Below are 16,245 nucleotides of genomic sequence, written 5' to 3' on the forward strand. Positions count from 1 at the left end.
ACCGGATCAGACGATCAGGTTGTACACCTGCCAGCCACCGCCGACCTGCGCCTTGGGGGCGTAGGGGTTGGGGTAGCCGCCGGTGTTCTTGTAGAACCACAGCACGCCGGATGCGTCACGGGCGATCAGGTCGGCCTTGCCGTCCTTGTTGAGGTCGCCGGGGCCGACCATCACGTTGTAGACCTGCCAGCCGCCGCCGACCTTGACGCGGGTGGCGTACGGGTTCGGGGAACCGCCCGTGTTCTTGTACAGCCACAGGACGCCGGTCTTGTCGCGGGCGATCAGCTCGGGCCTGCCGTCACCGGTCATGTCGCCGGTGCTGATCAGCTCGTTGTAGACCTGCCAGCCGCCGCCGACCTTGACGCGGGTCGCGAACGGGTTCGGGGAGGCGCCCGTGTTCTTGTACAGCCACAGCACGCCGGAGGCGTCGCGGGCAATCAGGTCGGGCCTGCCGTCGGCGTTCATGTCGCCCACACCGAGGAGCTTGTTGTAGACCTGCCAGCCGCCGCCGACCCGCTGCCGCGCCTTGAAGGGCGCGTTCGGGTTGCCGGAGCCCTTGTAGTACCAGAGGACGCCGTCCTTGTCCCGGGCCACCGCGTCCCCGGTCCCGTCGGCCCGCAGGAACGACATCGGCGAGATGGCGTTGTAGACCTGCCACCCGCCGCCGACCTTGTACTTGGTCAGGAACGGCGCGGCCGGGTTCCCGGAGCCCTGGTACTGCCAGAGGACACCGGCGGAGTCGCGGGCGATGGCGTTGTAGCGGTCCGTGGTGGAGACGGGGGCGGCGCCGGGCGCCTCGACGATGTCGCTCTGCTTCACCCAGACGATCTTGTGGTGGAAGCGGATCGGCACGAACATCGTGGAGCCGATGACGTTCTTCTGGGCGGAGCCGAACCAGTCGTCGCCCTTCACGGCCGGGCCGGCCTTCACGTACGCCTCGTCGGATTCGAACGTGAACTTCGACAGCGGGTCGTTCTCGTCGCCCGGGTTCTCCAGACCGGCCGCGGTGTAGGCGGCGGTCTCCGGGAAGGAGCGGCCGAAGACCTTGGTGGAGGCCAGACCGGACTTGAGCTTCACGGTGGTGGCGTCCACCGGCACGGTGTACTGGCCGCCGGGGTTGTAGAACCAGGCCTTCTCGCCCGCGTACCAGATCGCCGTCCAGTTGGTCCTGACGTCGGCGACGACGTAGAGGCCGCCGGCGCGGACCTTGTTGCCGTAGTTGGAGCCCTCGGACCACAGCGAGGTGAAGTACGGGTCCTTCAGCGTCGCCGCGCTCGTCGAGTTCGACGTGTACAGGTAGCCGAAGTTGGACGGCCGCGCCGGGACGGCCGTGCCGCCGACGGTCAGCTTCGGCTGGTTGGCCGTGGTGAACGGCTGGACCACCCGGACCGTCTGGCCGGCCCGGAGCAGGCCGCCCGCGCCCTTGTCACCCTGCGGGGCGCCCAGGAGGGACATGTAGTGGTTCCAGTCCCAGTACGGGCCGCCGTCCCAGTGGAGGAAGCCGACGCGGTCGTCCGTCTGGAGCGCGACCTCGTCGTGGCCGATGATGTGCTCGCGGTCGATCGGCACGCCGTACTTGTCCGCCAGGAACTTCACCAGCGCGGCGGAGGAGCGGTACTGGGGCTCGGTGTACCAGCTGCCCTCCTTGATGGCGTAGCCCTCGTGCTCCACGCCGATCGCGTGCATGTTGTGGGTCCAGTTGCCCGCGTGCCACGCGAGGTTCTTGTTCTCGAGGATCTGGGTGACCAGGCCGTCCGAGGCCTTGATCAGGTAGTGGGCGCTGCCCTTGCCCGTCGGGCTCGTGAGCGTGTCGAGCGACCCCTGGTAGGGGCCCTCGGTGTCGTGGATGACGATCTGGCGGATGTCGACGCCCTGGTTGGGGCGGTCACCCGCGGTGTAGTTCTTCCGCCCCTGGGAGTCGGGGACGCTCAGCTTGACGTTGCAGTTCAGGCCGGCGGGGCACTCGGGGAGCGCGGTCTCCGCCGTGCTCGCGAAGCTGGCCGCCAGGGGCACGTTCGCCGGCTTGACCGGCTTGACGTCGGGCTCGGCAGGCAGCGCGACCTGCTCGCCCTCGGCGGTGAGCTCCCGCTCCCCCTTCTTGATCGACTCGAAGACGCGCTTCGCGAAGAGGTCGGCGCCCTTCCGGTCGGAGGACTGGCCGTAGCGGGCCACGGCCGGGTACCAGTCACCGGCGTCCTCGGACAGCTCGGCGCCGGCCTGCTTCTGGTAGTCGGCGAGGAGTGCGGCGCCGGCCCGGATGGAGGCGGCGGTGTCGTTCTGGACGGACTCGGTGGAGCTGTCGATCAGCCCGGCGGCCTTGTCCAGGGTGTGGAGGGCCGGGTCGTCGGTGTCGACGAGCGCCTTCTCCAGGATCCGGCGGACCTCCTCGCGGTCGAAGTCCTTCTCGATCTCCGGCCGGCCCGAGCCGTTGAAGTGCTCGATCTGCTCGTCGGTGACCTCCTGCGCCACGTCCTCCGGGTCGACCTTCGTCAGACCCATGACGTTGTACGCGCCGGTCACGCTCGGCTCGCCGTCGTGCGACTCCCAGCGTGTCTGGTTGTACGACACCGCCATCAGCACGCTCTGCGGGACGTCGAACTCCTCCGCCGCCGCAGCGAACTGTTCCTGGAGGGAGGGGTCGCCGCCGGGCTTCGCGTCGCCGGTCGCGCCGAGGAGGCTCGGCGAGGCGACCGCGAGGGTGCCGATCGTGGCGGTGGCGACGACCGCGGCCGCCGCTCCGTACAAGAGTCGTTTCTTCTTGCGATCCCTGCGGTGCCTCTGGGTCACGCCCACCCCTGTGTCGTCAGCTATGTATGTGGCGAACAGCTTTGCTCGTTTGCTAAACGGGGGTGAGGGTAACACCACTCGAAGGCGTGAAGATCGCGTCCAGACATTCCGGGCACGCGTCTCAGTCATTGGTCAGGGGACAGGACCGGACGAAGAACCCCGTACTGTGTCCGTGTGACCGTGAACGCCGAATCCCACGCCGTCGCCAAGGCGACCTGGCGAGACCTGCCCGCGGCGCAGCAGCCCGAGTACCCCGATGCCGAGGCTCTGCGCGATGTGATCGCGGACCTCGAGTCGTATCCTCCGCTCGTCTTCGCCGGCGAGTGCGACCAGCTGCGCGCCCGGATGGGAGCCGTCGCCCGTGGCGAGGCGTTCCTCCTCCAGGGCGGCGACTGTGCCGAGGCGTTCGACGCGGTGTCCGCCGACCACATCCGGGCCAAGCTGAAGACCCTGCTCCAGATGAGCGCCGTCCTCACGTACGCGGCCTCCGTGCCCGTCGTGAAGGTGGGCCGCATCGCCGGGCAGTACTCCAAGCCCCGCTCCAAGGGCACCGAGACCCGTGACGGCGTGACGCTCCCCACCTACCGGGGCGACTCCGTCAACGGCTTCGACTTCAACGAGAAGGCCCGCGTCCCGGACCCCGAGCGCCTCAAGCGGATGTACAACGCCTCCGCCTCCACGCTCAACCTGGTCCGCGCCTTCACCACCGGCGGCTACGCCGACCTGCGCCAGGTGCACGCCTGGAACCAGGACTTCGTGAAGTCGTCCCCCTCGGGCCAGCGCTACGAGCAGCTGGCGCGCGAGATCGACAACGCGCTGAACTTCATGAAGGCCTGCGGCACCGACCCGGCCGAGTTCAAGGCGGTGGAGTTCTACTCCTCGCACGAGGCGCTGCTCCTCGACTACGAGGGCGCCCTCACGCGTACGGACTCCCGGACCGGCAAGCTGTACGACACCTCCGGCCACATGGTCTGGATCGGCGAGCGCACCCGCCAGCTGGACCACGCCCACATCGAGTTCGCCTCGCGGATCGCGAACCCGATCGGCATCAAGCTGGGCCCGACGACGACCCCGGAGGAGGCGCTGACGTACATCGAGCGCCTCGACCCGGACCGCGAGCCGGGCCGGCTGACCTTCATCGTCCGCATGGGCGCCGACAAGGTCCGGGACAAGCTCCCCGAGCTGGTCGAGAAGGTCACCGCCTCGGGCGCCACCGTCGCCTGGGTGACCGACCCGATGCACGGCAACACCTTCGAGGCGGCCTCGGGCCACAAGACCCGCCGCTTCGACGACGTGCTCGACGAGGTCAAGGGCTTCTTCGAGGTCCACAAGGCGCTGGGCACCCACCCGGGCGGCATCCACGTCGAGCTCACCGGTGACGACGTCACCGAGTGCGTGGGCGGCGGCGACGAGATCTTCGTCGACGACCTGCACCAGCGCTACGAGACGGCCTGCGACCCGCGCCTCAACCGGAGCCAGTCGCTCGACCTCGCGTTCCTCGTGGCCGAGATGTACCGCGATCAGTAAGTAGCTTCCTACGACGATGGGGCGTGGATCCTTGTGATCCACGCCCCATCGTCGTAGGGAAGGCTTTTACGCTCCCCGCCCGCCGGGTAAGGTTAGGTTAGCCTAATCGATCTCGACGGGAGGTGATCCGCGTGTACGTCTGCTCATGCTTCGGTGTCACGGAGAAGCAGGTGAAGGACCACGCGGAGGCCGGCGCCTGCACCCCCCGCCAGATCGCCTCCGCCTGCAAGGCGGGCACGGACTGCGGTTCGTGCGTCCGCCGCATTCAGGCCATTCTCGGGCGGGGGAACTGCCCGCGCCGCGAACTCCTCGACCAGGGCATGCCGGCCCTCGCGTCGGAGGCGGGCGCCGACCTGTCCGAGGCGGCTTAGCTCGGCTGCTCGATGAGCGTCGAGAGGTAGAGCGCCTCGCCCAGCGACTCGATCAACTCCAGCTGGGTGTCCAGGTAGTCGATGTGGTGCTCCTCGTCCGCGAGGATCTCCTCGAAGAGGTTGGCCGAGGTGATGTCGCCCTTGGCGCGCATGACCTCGACGCCCCGCTTGAGGCGGTCGATCGCCTCCACCTCGACCTGGCGGTCCGCCTGGAACATCTCGGTGATGGTCTGGCCGACGCGCACGTGGAAGAGTCGCTGGTAGTTGGGCAGGCCGTCGAGCATGAGGATGCGCTCGGTCAGCTTGTCCGCGTGCTTCATCTCGTCGATGGACTCTTCGCGGGTGTACTTCGCGAGCTTCGTCCAGCCCTTGTTGTCCTGGATGCGGTAGTGCAGCCAGTACTGGTTGATGGCCGTGAGCTCGCCGGTCAGCTGCTCGTTCAGAAACTCCAGGACCTCGGGGTCGCCCTGCATCGCTCCAGGTTCCTTCCGTCACGGTATGTGTCCGACCCCTCACAGGGCAGGATGGCCGCATCCTCGCACTCCGAATGGGGGGCGTCCAGTAAGTGGAGGCTTAGTAGGACTTGCCCGAATGGGTGCGTCCGGGTGGGTGGCTGGTCATGACCACCCCTCGCCGTCTGACACCATGGAGGACATGGTTCAGCCGGAGAGCGGGGTACACCGGGACGTGGGGATGCCGGAGATGTCGCCCGAGCTTCCGCCGGGGCAGCGGCTCCAGCGCGGCTGGCCGGTCACCCATTACGGGCCCGTGCCCAAGTTCAAGCCGGAGCGCTGGGAGTTCCGCGTCTTCGGCGCGACCGCCGACGGCGACAAGCGCTGCTGGAACCACGAGGAGTTCTCGGCCCTGCCGTTCTCCACGGTCACCGCCGACCTGCACTGCGTCACCAAGTTCAGCATGCTCGGCGCCGAGTGGGGCGGGGTCGCCGCCCGGACGGTCCTGGAGCTCGCGCCGCCCGCGCCGCACGTCACCCATGTGATGGTCTGGGCCGAGTACGGCTACAGCGCCAACATGCGGCTCGCCGACTTCGCCGCCGAGGGCACCATCTTCGCCACCCACAAGGACGGCGAGCTGCTCACCGCCGAGCACGGCTTCCCGCTGCGGCTCGTCGTGCCGCACCTGTACGCGTGGAAGGGCCCCAAGTGGGTCCGGGGCGTGGAGTACATGACGGCCGACCGCCGGGGCTTCTGGGAGGAGCGCGGCTACCACAACATCGGCGACCCGTGGACCGAGCAGCGCTACTCGTACCAGGAGGGACCGGGCGACGGCCCGGAGCTGTAGCGGCCCCGGGCCGTCGCGTACGGCTCCGTCAGTGGTGGTACTGGTGGACCACCGCGTGGCCCTTGCCGCGGCCGATCATCCACTTGTTGACCGGGGTGGTGACCAGGAAGGCGACGAGGAACGCGAAGGCGAGGGCGCCCCAGAAGAGCGCGTCCGACAGGTGCGCGTCCATCGCGCCGGGGACCACGAGCAGTACGCCGTTGTCGACGATCTCCATGACGAGGATGGAGACGGTGTCGGCGGCGAGCGCGACGCCGACGGCGGCCCTCAGGGTCAGGCCGGCCCGCTTCACGGCCCACAGGGTGAGCGAGTAGCCGAAGAGGAACGCCAGGGCGATCGCGAGGAGCATCGTCGGCGCGTTGCCCCAGCCGAGCGCGGTTCCGATGATCATGCCGAGGACCTCGCCGACGGCGCAGCCGGTGAGGCAGTGGAGGGTCGCCTTGGCCGCCATGCCCCAGGACGTCGTCTCGTGCTCCATGGGGGTCCCCCAACCTCGGGTATGCGGTTCCTGCTTCCTCAGGGAACCGCATACCCCCTCGGGGTACTGTTCAATCGGAAGCGATCAGAAGCCGATCATCCTCGGAGCTTCTTCAGCAGCTCGATGTCGGCGACGTGACCTTCCTTGCCGCCCGGGGTCTCGATGATCAACGGCACGCCGTCGGTGGCCGGGTGGCGCAGCAGCTGCCGGAACGCCTCCTCGCCGATGTGGCCGACGCCGATGTTGGCGTGCCGGTCCTTGTGCGCGCCGACGACGTCCTTCGAGTCGTTGGCGTGGATCAGCCGGAGCCGGCCCTCGCCGACCGTGGCGACCAGCTCGTCCAGGGTGCGTACGGCCCCGCCCGGCGCGGTCAGGTCGTGGCCGGCCGCGAAGATGTGGCAGGTGTCGAGGCAGATCCCCAGCTTGGGGTGGTGGTCGAGGGCGTCGAAGTACGGGCCGAAGTCCTCCGCCTTGGAGCAGAGCGAGAAGCCCTGGCCCGCGGTGGACTCCAGGAGGAGGTACGGGTCGTCCTCGTGGGTCAGCTCGTCGAGCAGCGGCAGCATCCGCTCCCGTACCTGTGCCAGCGCCTCCTCCCGCGGGCGGCCCCCGGTCGCCGAGCCGGTGTGCACGACCACGCCCTTCGCGCCGATCTCCCGGCCGCGCCGCAGCGAGTGCCGGAGCGACTCCACGGACTTCTCGACGGTGGCCTCGGTGTGGGAGCCGAAGTTGATCAGATAGGGGGCGTGCACCCAGGCCGTGATCGACCCGTCGGCGCACTCCTCCCGGAACCGCTCGTCCTGGGCGGGGTTGCCGGCCGGGGTGGCCCAGCCGCGCGGGTTGGCGACGAAGACCTGGACGGTCTCGGCGCCGAGCTCGCGGGCGTAGCCGAGGCCGGTCGTGGCGAGACCGCCGGCCACGGGGACGTGGCCGCCGACGGGGTTGCGCATGTTCTCTCAGATTCCCTTGATCGTGATGGCGACGGTGGAGCCCTCAGGGGCGGTCGTCCCGCCCTCGACGGACTGGCCCGTGACCTCGTCGCCGAGGAAGGGGAAGCTCTTCTCCACCTTCACCTCGAAGCCGGCCGCCTCCAGCTTCTCGCGGGCCTCGCCGGTCGACAGGCCGACGACGTCCGGCACCTCGACCGGGCGCGGGCCCTTGGAGACGGTCAGGGTGACGGCGTCGCCCTTCGCGGCCCGGCTGCCCTCGGCGAGGGACTGGGCGGCGACCGAACCGGCGTCCTCGGGGGAGTGCACCCGCTCCGGCGCGACGGAGACCTCGAGACCGGCCTCCCGGAGGGTGGCGGTGGCGTCGGCGACGGTCTCGCCGGTCACGTCCGGGACGTCGACCGGTGCGCCCTTGCTGACCACGAGGGCCACGGCCGAGTCCGGGGCCCGCTCGGTGCCCGGCTCCGGGTCGGAGCCGATCACCGAGCCCTGGGCGACGGTCGTGCTGAAGGCGGAGGTGACCACGCCGGGCGCGAGGCCCTGCTCGGTGAGGATCCGCCTGGCCTCGTCGAGCGGCTTGTTCCTGAGGTTGGGGACCTTCACGATCTCCGGGCCCCGGGAGAGGGTGAGGGTGACGGTGGCGTGGCTGCGGACCCGCTCGCCGGGCGCGGGGTGGACGGCCATCACGGTGCCGCGCTCGTACACGTCGCTGAAGGCGCGCTTCGTCGTGCCCAGCTCCAGGCCGGCGTCGGCGAGCCGCTCGGTCGCCGCCTGCTCGGTCTGGCCGAGGACGGCGGGGACGCGGGTGAACTGGCCGGCGTTGATGTACCAGACGCCGCCGCCGAGGCCCAGGGCCAGCAGCACGCCGAGGACGATCAGGAGCGGGCCGCGCGGCGCCGGGCGGCGGACGCGGCGGCGGGGCCCGGCCTGCGGGGGCTCGGGCGTGGCGAGGCGGCTGGTGTGCTGGACGGCGTGCGGGTCGGCGTGCGGGTCGGCGGCCTCCGGCGCGGGCACCGGGCGGGCGATCACGCTGGTGCGGTCCTCGCCGGTGTCCCGCTGCTCGGTCCTCGCCCGCGGCGGCAGCGCGTCGAGCTGCTCGTCGGTGAGCGCGGCCCGCGCCTCCCGGAGCAGGGCGAGCAGCGCCACGGCATCGTGCGGCCGGACCTCGGGGTTGCGGGCGGTCGCGGCGGCGACCAGCTCGTCGAGTCCGAGCGGCAGGCCGGGGACGGCGGCGGACGGGGCCGGCACGTCGGTGTTCAGGTGCTGGTAGAGGACCTGGGCGGGGGTGTCGCCGGAGTGCGGCTTGCCGCCGGTCAGCATCTCGTACAGGACGACGCCGCAGGCGTACACGTCGGCCCGGGTGTCGGCGGTGCCGTGCTCGATCTGCTCGGGGGCGAGGTACGAGACGGTGCCGAGGACCGCGCCGGTGGTGGCGGTCGCCGAGCCGACGGACCGGACAAGGCCGAAGTCGGCGACCTTGACCCGGCCGTCGTCCCCTATCAGCACGTTCTCCGGCTTCATGTCCCGGTGCACGAACCCGGCCCGGTGCGCGGCGCCCAGCGCGGCGAGGACCGGCTCCAGGATGTCCAGGGCGGCGCGGGGCTGGAGGGCGCCGCGCTCGCGGAGCACGTCCCGGAGGGTGCAGCCGGAGACGTACTCCATCGCCAGGTAGACGTACGCGCCCTCGGCGCCCTGGTCGAAGACGGCGACCACGTTCGGGTGCGCGAGGCGGGCGACGGACTTCGCCTCGCGGATGAACCGCTCCACGAAGGCCGCGTCGGCCGCCAGGGCGGGATGCATCACCTTGAGCGCGAGGACGCGGTCGAGGCGGGTGTCGACGGCCCGGTAGACCGTGGCCATCCCGCCGACGGCGATGCGCGCGTCGACGCGGTAGCGGCCGTCGAGCAGCCGCCCGACGAGGGGGTCCTGAAGGGTCGTGTCCACGGCGTCGAGTCTACGAGCCGGTACGGACCCGCCTCGCCCTCCGGTGCCGAACGCAGCAGGCTTGTGACCTACCCCGCCCCGGGGCGGGTCAGAACGCGGGGCGTTCCGGGTCGAGGCGGGCCAGGCCCTCCGCCGGGGAGGAGGCCTCCGCGAAGCGGCGGCGGGGGATGCGGCCCGCGCGGTGCGCGAGGCGGCCCGCCTCGACCGCGTGGCGCATCGCCGAGGCCATCAGGACCGGCTCCTGCGCCCGGGTCACCGCCGAGGCGAGCATCACCGCCGCGCACCCCAGCTCCATCGCGAGCGCCGCGTCCGACGCGGTGCCCGCGCCGGCGTCGAGGATCACCGGCACCCCGGCCCGCTCCACGATCAGCTCGAAGTTGTGCGGGTTGCGGATGCCGAGGCCGGAGCCGATGGGGGAGCCGAGCGGCATGATCGCCGCGCAGCCCACGTCCTCCAGCTTCCGGGCCAGGACCGGGTCGTCGTTGGTGTACGGGAGGACGGTGAAGCCGTCGTCCACCAGGGTCTCGGCGGCGTCGAGGAGCTCCACGCCGTCGGGGAGGAGGGTCCGCTCGTCGGCGACCACCTCCAGCTTGATCCAGTCCGTGCCGAGCGCCTCCCGGGCCAGCCGGGCCGTGAGGACGGCCTCGCCGGCCGTGTAGCAGCCCGCCGTGTTCGGCAGCACGCGGATGCCGAGCCGGTCGAGGACGGAGAGGACCGAGCCCTGCACGGTGGGGTCGAGGCGGCGCATGGCGACCGTGGTGAGCTCGGTGCCGCTCGCCACCAGGGAGCGTTCGAGGACGTCCAGGCTGGGGGCGCCGCCGGTGCCCATGATGAGCCGGGAGGAGAACTCCGTACCGCCGAGGGCGAACACGTCGTCGGACATCGCGCTCAGCCCCCCTGCACCGCGGTGAGGACCTCGACCCGGTCGCCGTCGGCGAGCAGCGTCGCCGCCCACTCGCCGCGCGGCACCACCGTCTCGTTGACGGCGGCGGCGACCCCGGACGGGGCGGTGGTGAGGCCGGTGACCAGGGCCTCCAGGGAGACGGGGGCGGCGAGCACGCGGGGCTCGCCGTTCACGGACACGTTCATGCGGGCTGCTCCTGACGTGCGGAGAGAGCGGTGGGGAAGCGGCGGGGGGAGAAGGGGCGCGCCTCGTCGGGCAGGACGCCGGTGGTGAGCACCTCCGCCATGACGTCGCCGGTGACGGGGGTGAGGAGGATCCCGTTGCGGTAGTGGCCGGTGGCCAGGTCGAGGCCCGGCAGGGCGCTCGGGCCGAGCATCGGGGCGTTGTCGGGGGAGCCGGGGCGCAGTCCGGCGAGGGTCTCGGTGAGCGGCAGCTCGGTGAGGCCGGGGACCAGCTCGTGGGCGTCGCGGAGCAGCTCGTACACCCCGCCCGCGGTCACCGTGGTGTCCCAGCCCAGCTCCTCGCTGGTGGCGCCGACGACCAGCTCGCCGTTCTCGCGCGGCACCAGGTAGACGTGGCTGCCGCGGACCACCGCCCGCACGGTGCGGGAGAGGAAGGGGGCGTACGGGGCGGGGATCCGCAGCCGCAGGACCTGGCCCTTCACCGGGCGGACCGGCGGCAGGACCGACGGCGGCACGCCCGCGAGCCGGCCGCTGAGGCTGCCGGCGGCGAGGACGGTCCGGCCGGCGGTCAGGGCCGTGCCGTCGCGCAGGACGACTCCGGTCGCCCGGTCGCCCGCCACCGTGAGCCGCTCGGCGAGCGTCCGGTGGAAGACCACCCCGGCCCGCTCGCAGGCGGTGAGCAGCGCGGCGGCCAGGCGGCGCGGGTCGACCTGGTGGTCGCCGTCCACCCGGAGCCCGCCGCGCACCCCGGGCGCCAGCATGGGTTCGAGGCGGCGGCACTCGCGGCCGCTGAGCCATTCGGAGGCGAGTCCGCAGCGGGTCTGGAGGGCGTGGAGTTCGCGCAGGTGGGCGCGGTCGTCGGCGTCGAGCGCGACGGCGAGGGTGCCGCAGGCGCGGTAGCCGACGTCGAGGCCGGTGGCCTCTTCCAGCTCGGCGACGAAGGCCGGGTAGCGCGCGGCGGAGGAGAGGTTGAGCCCGAGGAGGGTCTCCTCGCCGTAGTGCAGTTCGGTGACGGCGGCGAGCATGCCGGCCGCGACCCGCGCGGCGCCGCCGCCCGGTTCGGGGTCGACGACCGCGACGGTCAGCCCGCGCAGGGCCGCCCGCCAGGCGGTGACGAGGCCGATGACGCCGCCGCCGATCACGAGGACGTCGGCGACCTGATTCTTTTCGGTTCCTTCGGAAGAACGCATGGGCGTTCCCGCCCCTCCCTTCGCCGGCATGACCCGGATCAGGTTCGTACGGTCGGAGGCCGGTCAGCCTCCCTCTCAGCCCGGTGCGTCCGGGCTCCCGCGAGTGGTGTGTGCCCGCCACCCTAGCCCCCGTCGGCGGGGCTCCACAGAGGGCCTCCTATCTGACGGACCGTCAGATGCGTATGGTGGGCGGGTGAGCGAGCAGAAGCAGACCCAGCGGCACGTGGTGATCGTCGGCGCGGGCATGGCGGGCGTACAGACCGCCGTCGCCCTGCGCGAACAGGGCTTCGAGGGCCCCGTCACCCTCATCGGCGCCGAACCCCACCAGCCCTACGACCGGCCCCCGCTCTCCAAGGCGGTCCTCCTCGGAAAGGCCGAGCACTCCGCCTTCGACGTCGACTTCGAGTCACTCGGCGTCGACCTCCGCCTCGGCCTCGACGTCACCGGCCTGCGCCCCGCCGACCGCGCACTCGACACCGAGGCCGGACCCGTCCCGTACGACGCCCTCGTCCTCGCCACCGGCGCCCAGCCGCTCACCCTCCCCGGCGCCGAGGGAGTCCCCGGCGTCCACCTGCTGCGCACCCTCGACGACGCCGTCCGGCTCGGCCCCGTCCTCGCCGCCCGCGGCTCCGTGGTCATGGTCGGCGCCGGCTGGATCGGCGCCGAGTTCGCCACCGCCGCCCGCGAGGCCGGCTGCGCCGTCACCGTCGTCGAGGCCGCCCCCCTCCCGCTCGCCGGCGCCCTGCCCGACGAGGTCACCACCGCCATGGCCGGCTGGTACGCCGAGAGCGGCGCCGAACTCCTCACCCACGCGCGCGTGGCCACCGTCCGCCCCGGCACCGTCGTCCTCGCCGACGGCCGCGAACTCCCCGCCGACGCCGTCGTCGTCGGCATCGGCGCCCGCCCCGCCACCGACTGGCTCGCGGGCTCCGGCATCGCCCTCGACGCCGGCGGCGCCGTCACCGCCGACGAACGGCTGCGCACCTCCCTGCCCGACGTGTACGCGGTCGGCGACTGCGCCTCCTTCCCCTCCGCCCGCTACGGCGAGCGGCTCCTCGTCCACCACTGGGACAACGCCCTCCAGGGCCCCCGCACCGTCGCCGCCGACCTCACCGGAGCCGACGGCGCCGCCCCGGAGCCGTACGACCCCGTCCCGTACTTCTGGTCCGAGCAGTTCGGCCGCTTCGTCCAGTACGCCGGCCACCACGCCGGCGCCGACACCCTCGTGCGGCGCGGGGACGCCTCCGGCGCCTCCTGGACGGTGCTCTGGCTGCGCGACGGCGTGCCGGTCGCCCTCCTCGCCGTCGGCCGCCCCCGCGACCTCGCCCAGGGCCGCAAGCTCATCGAGGCCGGCACCCCCGTCGACCCCGAACGGGCCGCCGACCCGACCGTGCCGCTGAAGTCCGCCGTCCGCTGACAACCCGGACGGCGGCGGCCGGGGAGGGCCCGACTACCGACTGTCGGTCCCGGATGGCAGGCTTGTCCCGTGACCGAGATTGACGCAAACATCGATGCTCTCGTCCCCGCCTGGCTCTACCTCCCCGACATCGCGGAGATGCTCGACGTCGAGGTGACGCGGGTGCGGCAGCTGGTGAAGGAGGGCCAGCTGATCGCCGTGCGCCGCGGAGAGAACAACGCGCTCCAGGTGCCCGCCGCCTTCATCCAGGGCGACAAGGTCGTCAAGGGCCTCGCCGGCACCCTGACGCTCCTGCGGGACGACGGCTTCTCCGACGAGGAGATGCTGGAGTGGCTCTTCACCGCGGACCCGACCCTGCCCGGCACCCCCGCGCAGGCCCTCGGCGAAAATCGCGGCACGGAGGTGAAGCGCCGCGCCCAGGCGCTCGCCGTCTGACCCACCGAAGTCCGAGACGCCCGAGTCCGTGACTCCGGGGCCCGGGACACCGGCGTCAGGAACGCCGGGTCCCAGACACCCCGGGGCCCGGGACACCGGGTCCGAGACACCCCGGGGCCCGGGACACCGCCTCCGGACACCGAACCACCACCGCCGGTGCCACGGCCCCACGCCGCGGCACCGGCACCACCCGACGGGGGGAACCACCATGCCCACGCCTCGTGAGCGGCTCGCCGACGCCCGGCTCTACCTGTGCACCGACGCCCGGAAGCGCCAGGGAGACCTGCCCGCCTTCCTCGACGCCGTGCTCTCCTCCGGCGTCGACATCGTGCAGCTCCGCGACAAGGGCATGGAGGCCGGCGAGGAGCTGGAGCACCTCGCCGTCCTCGCCGACGCCTGCCGCCGCCACGGCAAGCTCCTCGCCGTGAACGACCGGGCCGACGTCGCCCACGCCATCGGCTCCGACGTCCTCCACCTCGGCCAGGGCGACCTGCCCGTGCCCGCCGCCCGCGCCATCCTCGGCGACCAGGTGCTGATCGGCCGCTCCTGCCACGCCGAATCGGAGGTCGCCGCGGCCGCCGCCGAACCCGGCGTCGACTACTTCTGCACCGGCCCCTGCTGGCCCACCCCCACCAAGCCCGGGCGGTACGCCCCCGGCCTCGACCTGGTGCGGTACGCCGCCGGGCTCGCCCAGGACCGCCCCTGGTTCGCCATCGGCGGCATCGACGAGACCAACCTCGACCAGGTCCTCGACGCCGGCGCCCGCCGCATCGTCGTGGTCCGCGCGCTCACCGAGGCCGACGACCCGGCCGCCGCCGCGGCCTCCCTCGCCAAGCGCGTCCGGGAGCGGGCCGGCGCCTGACCCGGACGTTCCGACAGCCCGCCGCGGCGGGCCTCGTACCGCTGTCCGAAACGGTGTCCATTCCTCGGACGCGGTTTCCGCGCTCACCTGGACCCCGTCTAACCTGCCCGTATGGCCCTTGGAACCGCTTCCGTCCGTACGGACCGCGCCCGCACGGTCCGCGAGATCCTCGCCGCCGGGACGTCGTACTCCTTCGAGTTCTACGCGCCCCGGACGGCCAAGGGCGAGCAGGTCCTCTGGAACGCCATGCGCCGCGTCGAGGCCGTCGGCCCCAGCTTCGTCTCCGTGACCTACGGCGCCGGCGGCTCCACCCGCGGCGGCACCGTCAAGGCCACCCAGAAGATCGCCTCGGACACCACCCTCACCCCGGTCGCCCACCTCACCGCCGTCGACCACTCCGTCGCCGAGCTGCGCAACGTCCTCGGGCAGTACGCCGACGCCGGCATCCGCAACATGCTGGCGCTCCGCGGCGACCCGCCCGGCGACCCGCTGGGCGACTGGGTCGAGCACCCCGAGGGCGTCCGGTACGCCGCCGACCTCGTCCGGCTCATCAAGGAGTCCGGCGACTTCTGCGTCGGCGTCGCCGCCTTCCCCGAGATGCACCCCCGGTCCGCGGACTGGGACACCGACATCCGCCACTTCGTCGACAAGTGCCGGGCCGGCGCCGACTACGCGGTCACCCAGATGTTCTTCGACCCCGAGAACTACCTGCGGCTGCGCGACAGCGTCGAGAAGGCCGGCTGCGAGACCCCGATCATCCCCGAGGTCATGCCCGTCGTGAACGTGAAGACGCTCGACCGGCTGCCCCAGCTCAGCAACGCCGCCTTCCCCGCGGATGTGAAAGAACGGATCCTCGCGGTCAAGGACGACCCCGCCGCTGTACGCTCCATCGGTATCGAGTTCGCGACGGAGTTCTGCGCGCGCCTGCTGGCCGAGGGTGTCCCCGGACTGCACTTCATCACGCTCAACAGCTCCACCGCGACGCTCGAGATCTACGAGAATCTCGGACTGCACCAGCAGTCCTGACCGGTCGTACCCGCCCCGACCCGCGGCGGAGGCCGTAGAGAGGGGCGGCGGGGCATGGGGTGGACGGTCCTCTACATCGCGTTCGGCCTGGTGGCGCTCTGGCTGCTCGGCGAGGTGCTCCTCCAGTACAAGGCGCGGCTGCGATGGCGGCTCCTCGCCTTCTCCGGCTTCCTCGGCGTCGTCGTCGGCGTGCTGCTGCCCTCCGTGGCGGTCATCATCGCCGGCGCGGTCGCCTTCGCCGTCGGCCAGACCTTCGTGACCCTCTCCTTCCGCCGCGGCTTCTCCACCGGCTGGGCGGTCGGCGGCAACCCCGGCGCCAGCCGCCGCCGCAAGGCGGGCCCGGCCCCCGAGGCCGGCCCCACCCTGGAGGTCACCGGCCTCTCCTACGACGACCCCGACGCGGCCCACGCCCCCGGCCCCGACGCCGAGGGACCGCTCGCGGCCGACGACCCCGCCCACGTCCACGAACCGCAGCCCCTGCCCGAGGACACCGGCCAGTACGGCGTCTACGACCCGCAGCCGACCGGCTACGAGCAGCAGCCCGGGTACGACACCACCGGCTACGCGTACGACCCCTACGCCGCCGGCTACGAGCAGCAGCAGCCCGCCTACGACTACGGCACCGCCGGCGCCCCGCAGCAGTACGCCGCCTACTCCGACCCGTACATCGGCCCCGGCACCGACGGCCAGCAGTACACCCAGTACTACGGCGACCCCTACGCCCCCTCGTACGCCTACGACACGCCGCCCGGCGGCGTCTGGGTCCCGCAGCAGCGCGACACGGACCAGCCGCAGCCCCAGGCCTACGCGCCGGGGCAGTACGGCTACGAGCCACAGCCGCAGGACGAGCAGTCCCCGTACCGCTACTGAGCGGACGGG

At 72.2% G+C, this 16,245-nt stretch carries 16 protein-coding genes and 1 riboswitch; of the genes, 8 read left to right on the forward strand and 8 right to left on the reverse strand.

The annotated features are described in order from the left end of the window. Window positions 1–6 precede the first annotated feature (6 nt). Window positions 7–2,787, reverse strand: a complete 2,781-nt coding sequence (locus HHL19_RS04385) for an N-acetylmuramoyl-L-alanine amidase (protein WP_346768247.1) — start codon at window positions 2,785–2,787, stop codon at window positions 7–9. Between the two features lie 180 nt (window positions 2,788–2,967). Between HHL19_RS04385 and HHL19_RS04390 the strand changes: the two genes are divergently transcribed. Beyond that, entirely contained in the window at window positions 2,968–4,314 is a 1,347-nt protein-coding gene (locus HHL19_RS04390) for a 3-deoxy-7-phosphoheptulonate synthase class II (RefSeq protein WP_169086307.1), read from the forward strand. 122 nt (window positions 4,315–4,436) lie between these two features. Then, entirely contained in the window at window positions 4,437–4,685 is a 249-nt protein-coding gene (locus HHL19_RS04395; RefSeq protein WP_169085647.1) for a (2Fe-2S)-binding protein, read from the forward strand. Here the strand turns inward: HHL19_RS04395 and bfr are convergent. Next, window positions 4,682–5,158, reverse strand: coding sequence for a bacterioferritin (bfr, locus tag HHL19_RS04400; protein WP_169085649.1), 477 nt, complete (start codon window positions 5,156–5,158; stop codon window positions 4,682–4,684). The two genes, HHL19_RS04395 and bfr, sit on opposite strands and share 4 nt — an antisense overlap. A 181-nt stretch (window positions 5,159–5,339) precedes the next feature. Here bfr and HHL19_RS04405 point away from each other — a divergent pair, with 181 nt between their 5' ends. Beyond that, entirely contained in the window at window positions 5,340–5,984 is a 645-nt protein-coding gene (locus tag HHL19_RS04405; RefSeq protein ID WP_169085651.1) for a sulfite oxidase-like oxidoreductase, read from the forward strand. A gap of 28 nt (window positions 5,985–6,012) precedes the next feature. Here HHL19_RS04405 and HHL19_RS04410 read toward each other — a convergent pair whose 3' ends face one another. The 6 genes from HHL19_RS04410 to thiO form a co-directional block, all read right to left on the reverse strand. Then, window positions 6,013–6,462 carry a DUF4396 domain-containing protein gene (locus tag HHL19_RS04410; protein WP_169085652.1) on the reverse strand — a complete coding sequence of 150 codons (450 nt, stop codon included), beginning with the start codon at window positions 6,460–6,462 and terminating at the stop codon, window positions 6,013–6,015. Window positions 6,463–6,557: 95 nt separating this feature from the next. Continuing rightward, complete coding sequence (locus HHL19_RS04415) at window positions 6,558–7,409, reverse strand: deoxyribonuclease IV (protein WP_169085655.1); 852 nt, start codon at window positions 7,407–7,409, stop codon at window positions 6,558–6,560. A gap of 6 nt (window positions 7,410–7,415) precedes the next feature. Then, window positions 7,416–9,350, reverse strand: a complete 1,935-nt coding sequence (pknB, locus tag HHL19_RS04420; RefSeq protein ID WP_346768248.1) for a Stk1 family PASTA domain-containing Ser/Thr kinase — start codon at window positions 9,348–9,350, stop codon at window positions 7,416–7,418. Window positions 9,351–9,438: 88 nt separating this feature from the next. After that, window positions 9,439–10,233 carry a thiazole synthase gene (locus tag HHL19_RS04425; protein WP_169085657.1) on the reverse strand — a complete coding sequence of 265 codons (795 nt, stop codon included), beginning with the start codon at window positions 10,231–10,233 and terminating at the stop codon, window positions 9,439–9,441. Between the two features lie 5 nt (window positions 10,234–10,238). After that, window positions 10,239–10,439: a sulfur carrier protein ThiS gene (gene thiS, locus HHL19_RS04430; RefSeq protein WP_169085659.1), complete on the reverse strand. Its 201-nt coding sequence runs from the start codon at window positions 10,437–10,439 to the stop codon at window positions 10,239–10,241. Beyond that, window positions 10,436–11,626, reverse strand: coding sequence for a glycine oxidase ThiO (gene thiO, locus HHL19_RS04435; protein ID WP_169085661.1), 1,191 nt, complete (start codon window positions 11,624–11,626; stop codon window positions 10,436–10,438). The genes thiS and thiO overlap by 4 nt, the downstream gene beginning before the upstream one ends. Further along, window positions 11,624–11,737: riboswitch (TPP riboswitch) on the reverse strand. (Overlaps the previous gene by 3 nt.) 82 nt (window positions 11,738–11,819) lie before the next feature. Between thiO and HHL19_RS04440 the strand changes: the two genes are divergently transcribed. The 5 genes from HHL19_RS04440 (at window position 11,820) to HHL19_RS04460 (ending at window position 16,236) form a co-directional block, all read left to right on the forward strand. Beyond that, a complete protein-coding gene (locus HHL19_RS04440) occupies window positions 11,820–13,043 on the forward strand; it encodes an FAD-dependent oxidoreductase (protein WP_169085663.1) in 1,224 nt (407 codons plus the stop codon). 69 nt (window positions 13,044–13,112) lie between these two features. Then, the gene (locus HHL19_RS04445; protein WP_169085665.1) at window positions 13,113–13,478 is read left to right on the forward strand and encodes an Rv2175c family DNA-binding protein; all 366 of its coding nucleotides are present in this window, start codon (window positions 13,113–13,115) and stop codon (window positions 13,476–13,478) included. Between the two features lie 208 nt (window positions 13,479–13,686). Next, window positions 13,687–14,340: a thiamine phosphate synthase gene (gene thiE / locus HHL19_RS04450; RefSeq protein WP_169085667.1), complete on the forward strand. Its 654-nt coding sequence runs from the start codon at window positions 13,687–13,689 to the stop codon at window positions 14,338–14,340. 111 nt (window positions 14,341–14,451) lie between these two features. After that, complete coding sequence (gene metF / locus HHL19_RS04455) at window positions 14,452–15,366, forward strand: methylenetetrahydrofolate reductase [NAD(P)H] (RefSeq protein ID WP_043223069.1); 915 nt, start codon at window positions 14,452–14,454, stop codon at window positions 15,364–15,366. Window positions 15,367–15,420: 54 nt separating this feature from the next. Then, window positions 15,421–16,236 (forward strand): hypothetical protein, encoded by an 816-nt coding sequence (locus tag HHL19_RS04460; protein WP_169085669.1) that lies wholly within the window; start codon window positions 15,421–15,423, stop codon window positions 16,234–16,236. Window positions 16,237–16,245: the final 9 nt, after the last annotated feature.

Source organism: Streptomyces sp. R302 (assembly GCF_012927245.1).
In the GTDB taxonomy this organism is placed as follows: Bacteria; Actinomycetota; Actinomycetes; order Streptomycetales; family Streptomycetaceae; genus Streptomyces.

Excerpts from the sequence above, each read along its gene's own strand:
- thiO (WP_169085661.1), bottom strand. The coding sequence starts at position 11,626 with ATGCGTTCTTCCGAAGGAACCGAAAAGAATCAGGTCGCCGACGTCCTC.
- thiS (WP_169085659.1), bottom strand. The coding sequence starts at position 10,439 with ATGAACGTGTCCGTGAACGGCGAGCCCCGCGTGCTCGCCGCCCCCGTC.
- HHL19_RS04460 (WP_169085669.1), top strand. The coding sequence starts at position 15,421 with ATGGGGTGGACGGTCCTCTACATCGCGTTCGGCCTGGTGGCGCTCTGG.
- HHL19_RS04405 (WP_169085651.1), top strand. The coding sequence starts at position 5,340 with ATGGTTCAGCCGGAGAGCGGGGTACACCGGGACGTGGGGATGCCGGAG.
- HHL19_RS04415 (WP_169085655.1), bottom strand. The coding sequence starts at position 7,409 with ATGCGCAACCCCGTCGGCGGCCACGTCCCCGTGGCCGGCGGTCTCGCC.
- HHL19_RS04410 (WP_169085652.1), bottom strand. The coding sequence starts at position 6,462 with ATGGAGCACGAGACGACGTCCTGGGGCATGGCGGCCAAGGCGACCCTC.
- HHL19_RS04425 (WP_169085657.1), bottom strand. The coding sequence starts at position 10,233 with ATGTCCGACGACGTGTTCGCCCTCGGCGGTACGGAGTTCTCCTCCCGG.
- bfr (WP_169085649.1), bottom strand. The coding sequence starts at position 5,158 with ATGCAGGGCGACCCCGAGGTCCTGGAGTTTCTGAACGAGCAGCTGACC.
- metF (WP_043223069.1), top strand. The coding sequence starts at position 14,452 with ATGGCCCTTGGAACCGCTTCCGTCCGTACGGACCGCGCCCGCACGGTC.
- thiE (WP_169085667.1), top strand. The coding sequence starts at position 13,687 with ATGCCCACGCCTCGTGAGCGGCTCGCCGACGCCCGGCTCTACCTGTGC.